The 5,018-nt window shown below is 65.5% G+C and carries 8 protein-coding genes; 4 read left to right on the forward strand and 4 right to left on the reverse strand.

What is annotated here, in order from left to right; all coding sequences use genetic code 11:
- Nucleotides 1–36: 36 nt before the first annotated feature.
- Nucleotides 37–555: a GNAT family N-acetyltransferase gene (locus AX681_RS04740; RefSeq protein WP_156442617.1), complete on the reverse strand. Its 519-nt coding sequence runs from the start codon at nt 553–555 to the stop codon at nt 37–39.
- Between the two features lie 66 nt (nt 556–621).
- Between AX681_RS04740 and AX681_RS04745 the strand changes: the two genes are divergently transcribed.
- Nucleotides 622–936: a DUF6916 family protein gene (locus tag AX681_RS04745; protein WP_066657568.1), complete on the forward strand. Its 315-nt coding sequence runs from the start codon at nt 622–624 to the stop codon at nt 934–936.
- Nucleotides 937–977: 41 nt separating this feature from the next.
- On the opposite strand, the gene AX681_RS04750 is transcribed toward AX681_RS04745, so the two are convergent.
- The 3 genes from AX681_RS04750 to AX681_RS04760 form a co-directional block, all read right to left on the reverse strand.
- On the reverse strand, nt 978–1,571 hold the full coding sequence (locus AX681_RS04750) for a phage tail protein (RefSeq protein ID WP_066657565.1): 594 nt from the start codon (nt 1,569–1,571) through the stop codon (nt 978–980).
- A gap of 187 nt (nt 1,572–1,758) precedes the next feature.
- Nucleotides 1,759–2,352: a phage tail protein gene (locus AX681_RS04755; protein ID WP_066657560.1), complete on the reverse strand. Its 594-nt coding sequence runs from the start codon at nt 2,350–2,352 to the stop codon at nt 1,759–1,761.
- 158 nt (nt 2,353–2,510) lie between these two features.
- Entirely contained in the window at nt 2,511–3,716 is a 1,206-nt protein-coding gene (locus AX681_RS04760) for a hypothetical protein (protein WP_066657557.1), read from the reverse strand.
- A gap of 130 nt (nt 3,717–3,846) precedes the next feature.
- Between AX681_RS04760 and AX681_RS04765 the strand changes: the two genes are divergently transcribed.
- The 3 genes from AX681_RS04765 (at nt 3,847) to AX681_RS04775 (ending at nt 4,960) form a co-directional block, all read left to right on the forward strand.
- Nucleotides 3,847–4,287 carry a twin-arginine translocation signal domain-containing protein gene (locus AX681_RS04765; RefSeq protein WP_066657555.1) on the forward strand — a complete coding sequence of 147 codons (441 nt, stop codon included), beginning with the start codon at nt 3,847–3,849 and terminating at the stop codon, nt 4,285–4,287.
- A 91-nt stretch (nt 4,288–4,378) separates the two neighbouring features.
- Nucleotides 4,379–4,669 carry a TrbC/VirB2 family protein gene (locus AX681_RS04770; protein ID WP_197421817.1) on the forward strand — a complete coding sequence of 97 codons (291 nt, stop codon included), beginning with the start codon at nt 4,379–4,381 and terminating at the stop codon, nt 4,667–4,669.
- A 6-nt stretch (nt 4,670–4,675) separates the two neighbouring features.
- Complete coding sequence (locus tag AX681_RS04775; protein ID WP_066657553.1) at nt 4,676–4,960, forward strand: type IV secretion system protein VirB3; 285 nt, start codon at nt 4,676–4,678, stop codon at nt 4,958–4,960.
- Nucleotides 4,961–5,018 lie beyond the last annotated feature (58 nt).

The raw sequence follows: 5,018 nt of genomic DNA on the forward strand, positions 1-5,018 counted from the left end.
GTCCTGCTTCGTCCCCGCCGATGAGGCCGCGCGGGTTCAGCGCTGAGCCGGCGGGCGGTGCATTTCGATGAACGCGGCATAGGGGTCGGGCCGGGTTTCGACGAAGCCCAGCCGGGCGTAGATTGACCGCGCGGGATTGTCGGTGAACACGTGGAGTGTGGCGGTCAGGCCTTGCGCGTCGGCGACCGCCAGCCATGCCCTGAGCAACGCACCGGCCGCCCCGATCCCGCGATGCGCGGGCAGCACGGCGATATCCACCAGATGGGTGTCAGCGGCATTCCACGCAATGCGTGCATGCCCGATCGGCGCGCCGTCGCGCACGACGATCCGGTGCATGGCGTCGGGAAAGCCGCCGTCATGCGCGGCGCGCTGAAGCTCCGCCTGTTGCCGGAGCATCGCGTCGGGGAGCAAGCCGACCATCGTCGAGCAGGCGATGGCGCAGTCGAGCAGAAAGGCACCGTCCGCGTCCGCGCGCGGTCGACAATGGAACGCGCTCGCATCGCCGGCAAAGGCGCGGTCGAATGCGTCGGCCAATGGGTCCAGGGACGGGGTCAATGATCAGCCTCCACGGAGTGCGATACGCCTGTTGATCGCGCCGAATTTCCTTTTAGGGTGCACGGCATGACAACCGAACTTATCCCCCGCCCGATGGTGATCGAGGAATTCACGCCGCATGTCGGCAAGCTGTTCCGGCTGGATTGCGAGCCGGACAATGTCGATATCACGCTCGTCTCGGCGACGCCGATGACCAACCACCGGCCATCGATGCGGCCGCCCTTCCTGCTGATGTTCCATTCGGACGCGATGGTGCAGCTCGGCACCGGCATCTATGCGATGCGCAGCGGGTCGTTCGGACCCGACCTGATCTATATCGAACAGACGATGCCGCCACCCGATTCGCCGCCGGGCAATTATTATCAGGCGGTGTTCAATTAAACGCGCGGCGCCGGGGTCCCGCCCCGGCGCAATGTCGTCGATCAGTTGCGCGACGGATAGATTCCGAAGAGTGCGATGCACTGGTTGATCACCAGCGTCGGCTGAACCGTTGAAAATGCGGTGCCGCTACCGGCAATCTGGGTGTTGCCGGCCAAATTGACCCCGGCCAGCGGGATCTTGGTCGCGGGGTTGCCCGTGGCGGCCGGCACGTAGATGCGCGGAATCATGTCCGGCACGCCCGCGCCATCGGTGCCGCGACCGAGATAGGCACCCGTCGTCGGCGACTGCTGCAGCGCCTTGACGTCGACGGCATCGACCGTGCCGGTCGCGCCTGTGGCCGCGTGTACATGCTGCGCCATGTTCGAACTGGTCAGCGTGGTGGTTTCGGTTCCGCCCTGCTCGCCAAGGGTACGCATCGACAGACCGGGACCCTGACCCTGGTTGAGCACGACGCGACCGCGCAGATCGGGGAGAGCGTAGGTCGTCTGGCCGTTGCCGCCATAGGTCGTCCCGAGCAGCGAGAACAAGGCCGTGTTCTGCGCGATCGCCATGGTCTGCCCCTGACAAAGGGCATAGTCCCGCGGGGCAAAGTTGAACCCGACGGTCATGATCTGGCCAATCATTGGCGTTGCCATATGTATCCCCCACTTGTCGGCAGGCGATCAAACCCACCCTGCGCCGGCATTCACCGCCTGTATCAAGAAGCCGAACGCCACACCGACGGACGGCCCTGAACCAAATTTGCGTCCGGTTGACCGTCATCCAAGAGGACCCAGCCAATCCGCACAGTTGCCGAGGTCGGCCATGCCGACCCCGAAAGCATCAGTTCCGCGACGGGAAAATCCCGGACAGCGCGATACACTGATTGAGCACCAGATAGGGCTGCATAGTCGAGAACGGGATGCTGCCGCCGGCAATCGCGGTGTTGCCAGCGACGTTCACACCCGCGAGCGGCACCTTCGTCGCCGGGCCGCCCGTCGCGGCGGGCACATAGATGCGCGGAATCGAGTCGGGTGCCGTCGCACCATCCGTACCGCGACCGAGATAAGCGCCGGTGGTCGGCGACTGCTGCGTCGCCTTGACGTCCACCGCGCTCAGCGTGCCCGTCACGCCCGACAACGAGTGCACGTGCTGCGGCAGATTGCTGGTCGTCAGCGTTGTGTTCTCGGCCCCGCTTTGCTGGCCGATCACGTTGTTCGACAGGCCGGGGCCCTGACCCTGACCGACGGCAACGCGACCGCGCAGGTCGGGAAGGGCGAAAGTGGTCTGGCCATTGCCGCCGTAAGTGGTGCCGAGGAGTGAAAACAGCGCGGTGTTCTGGGCGATCGACAAGATCTGGCCCGCAGCCGTCGAATAGAAGCGCGGCGGAAAACTGAACCCGTAGGTCCGAATCTCACCAATAAACGGCGTCGCCATAAGATCCCCCCAATGCCAGCAAGCCGATCCCCGTGATCCGGCCCGCAATGAACGCGCAAACTGCGCAACATTCAAAGCTCCCCGCGCGTCAGCACCGACCAGCTTTCTGCACCGGACCTTAGCGGGGGCGCACATCAAGTCAACATGACGAAAAACGCTTAAACCGTTGCGGCAGCGCCGATCCGCAGCGCCTCGATCCGCGCATAGGGCGCCTCGAGATGACGGGCCACTGCCGCCACGACGGCGGGCGTAACCGCCGCGCGCTTGCGTTCGGTATCGTCGGCATAGGCCTGATCCGGCACCTTCGAATTGCGCCGGGTCGCCGCTAGCATCGCCGCGCGCTCCGCCGCATCGGGCTCGAACCCGAAATGCCGGGGAATCGCGCCCTCCATGGCGGCGAGCAGATCGGCATAATTGACCAGCATTCCGCCACCGACCGCGTGGTGATCGATTGCACAGTCGAGATATGCCGCAAGAACGGCGGCTCCCTGATCTTCTATCGACGAAATCTCGCCGCCGTTGATGTGGCCCAGTGCCGGCACGACTCCTGCCGCGAAATGCATTCCCGGCATCCCCAAATGGGACACCATGACCTCCTCGGGCTTGCGATACAGGAAGATCCAGGGCGTCGACGGGAAGGCTGCACGGAACAGCGGCAGCGCCAGCACCGCCCAGCTGTCGAGCTTCAGGAAATAGCGCCGCGCCGTGCCGGAACGGTTGCGCCCGATCGCGTGGACCAGCGCCCGCAGCGCCGCCACCTGCCTGTCGAACGGCGCGCCGGAGGTGACGCACCATTGCACGAGATCGTCGATCGGCGCGGCTTCCGACGCGACGATGTGATGCGGCACTGCGGCGAGCATCTGCGCCACCAGAGTCGATCCGCAGCGCGACATGTGAAAGACGATTCCGTCGGGTTCCAGCGTCGTTTCCTGCGCCGCACCGGCGATCAGCGCGTCGAGGTCGGTGCGCGTGCGAAAGCTGCGGCTGAACGGGCGCGACGCCATGACCATGACGCTGTCCTCGAACAACGGCTCGGCGAGCGGGCGATCGCCGAACCAGGCCCAGTCAAACGCGGGCTCCTGCTGCCCCGGCACCGAGCGGACCGGAATCCAGCCGATCTGCGGCCAGCTATCGAGCGTCACCGGCGCACTTTGAAAGCGCGAGATACCCAGCGGGTCGGGGCCGGGCGCGTCGATCGATACCTTGTCGGGATCCAGCCCGAGTTCCTGCGCGATCACCCGCAATTCCGCCTCGTACAGCGCCGGGTCGAAGTGTACGCCGAGTCGCTCCTGCAGTGCCGGACTAGCGAGAATTGCCTCCCGCAGCCGCTGCGATTCGCTATTTTCGTCGGAATGCCCCGTCACGCCTCAACGCCCCCATTGCACCGCCCTGATCGGCGGCGATTCCAAAACACTGCGATCTATCGTTGTTTCCGATCGCGCAAGTGGTTACGCTGCATTCATCACGTCTGATCAGGCGAGGGGGAATTCGCGAATGAACAAGGATCAATCGGGCCAGGTGAGCCGCCGGTCGTTTCTGGGCCGTGCAGGTGCCATTTCTGCAGCGGGCGTCGTCGCCGCCAGCACCGTGACTCCGGCCCTGGCGCTCGGCGGCAACGGCGTACGCACCTACAAGGGCAAATATGCTATCGATTCGCACCGTGTGATCCAAGGTTTCGTCGCGGGCCCGCGCGGCAAGGCATATTCCGACATCGTGCTGGTCGTGTCCGAAAATGGTGCAATCGACGCCGCGGCTGAGGCGACCGCGCGCCGCTATGCGGCGTCCGGCTGGCTGGCCGTCGTGCCCGACCTTCCCGCCACCTATGATGGCACGGCAGGCAACAAGCAGGCGATGATCGAAGCGCTGAACGGCGACCTTCCCCGCTTCAAGCGCATGGTGCGCAAGACCGGCAAGGTCGCGATTGTCGCGGCCTGAATTACACGGCGTCCGGCGAAAGCTGCCGACGCCGGATTTTGCGTGAGGCGTTGAACGCGTGATTGCAACCTTGTGTCATCGGGCCGCAGCGATCGGTGCGGCCGCAACTGCATTGATCTGGTCCGGCGCCGCTGGGGCGCAGGAACTCGCCGATCCGCAGGGTTCGGGTGCGATCGTCGGCGCGGTACGCTGGCTGCAGGGGACGCTGCTCGGTACGGTCGCCACGGTGGTGGCGGTGATCGCGGTCGCTGCAGTCGGTTTGCTGATGCTGACTGGTCGGATCAACTGGCGCTATGGCGCGACGGTCATCCTGGGCTGCTTCATCCTGTTTGGCGCCGCCAGCATCGTGGCCGGCATCCAGGCGACGGCCGGCGCGGGCTAAGCGCGCATGAACGGTCTTGACCGCGACACCGTGTTCGTCGCGCTGACGCGACCACAGATGTTTGCGGGCGTGACCTATACCTGGTTCATCGCCAATGCGGTGCTGGCGGCCGAGCTGTTCCTGATCTTCCGCTCGGTGTGGGTGCTGGTCGCAGCTTTAGTGATCCACGCCGCCGGCATGCTCGCCTGCCTGCGCGAACCGCGTTTCTTCGACCTGTGGATCACCCGGGCGAGCCGCTGCCCGCGCGTCCCCAATTACCGGATCTGGCGGTGCAACTCCTACCGGCCCTGACCCGCGACCGGCGGGTGATCGATCGCGAGGCGAGCGCGGGGCGGCATCTGCCCTATGC

It is taken from the genome of Sphingomonas sp. CCH9-E2 (assembly GCF_001557215.1).
In the GTDB taxonomy this organism is placed as follows: Bacteria; Pseudomonadota; Alphaproteobacteria; order Sphingomonadales; family Sphingomonadaceae; genus Sphingomonas.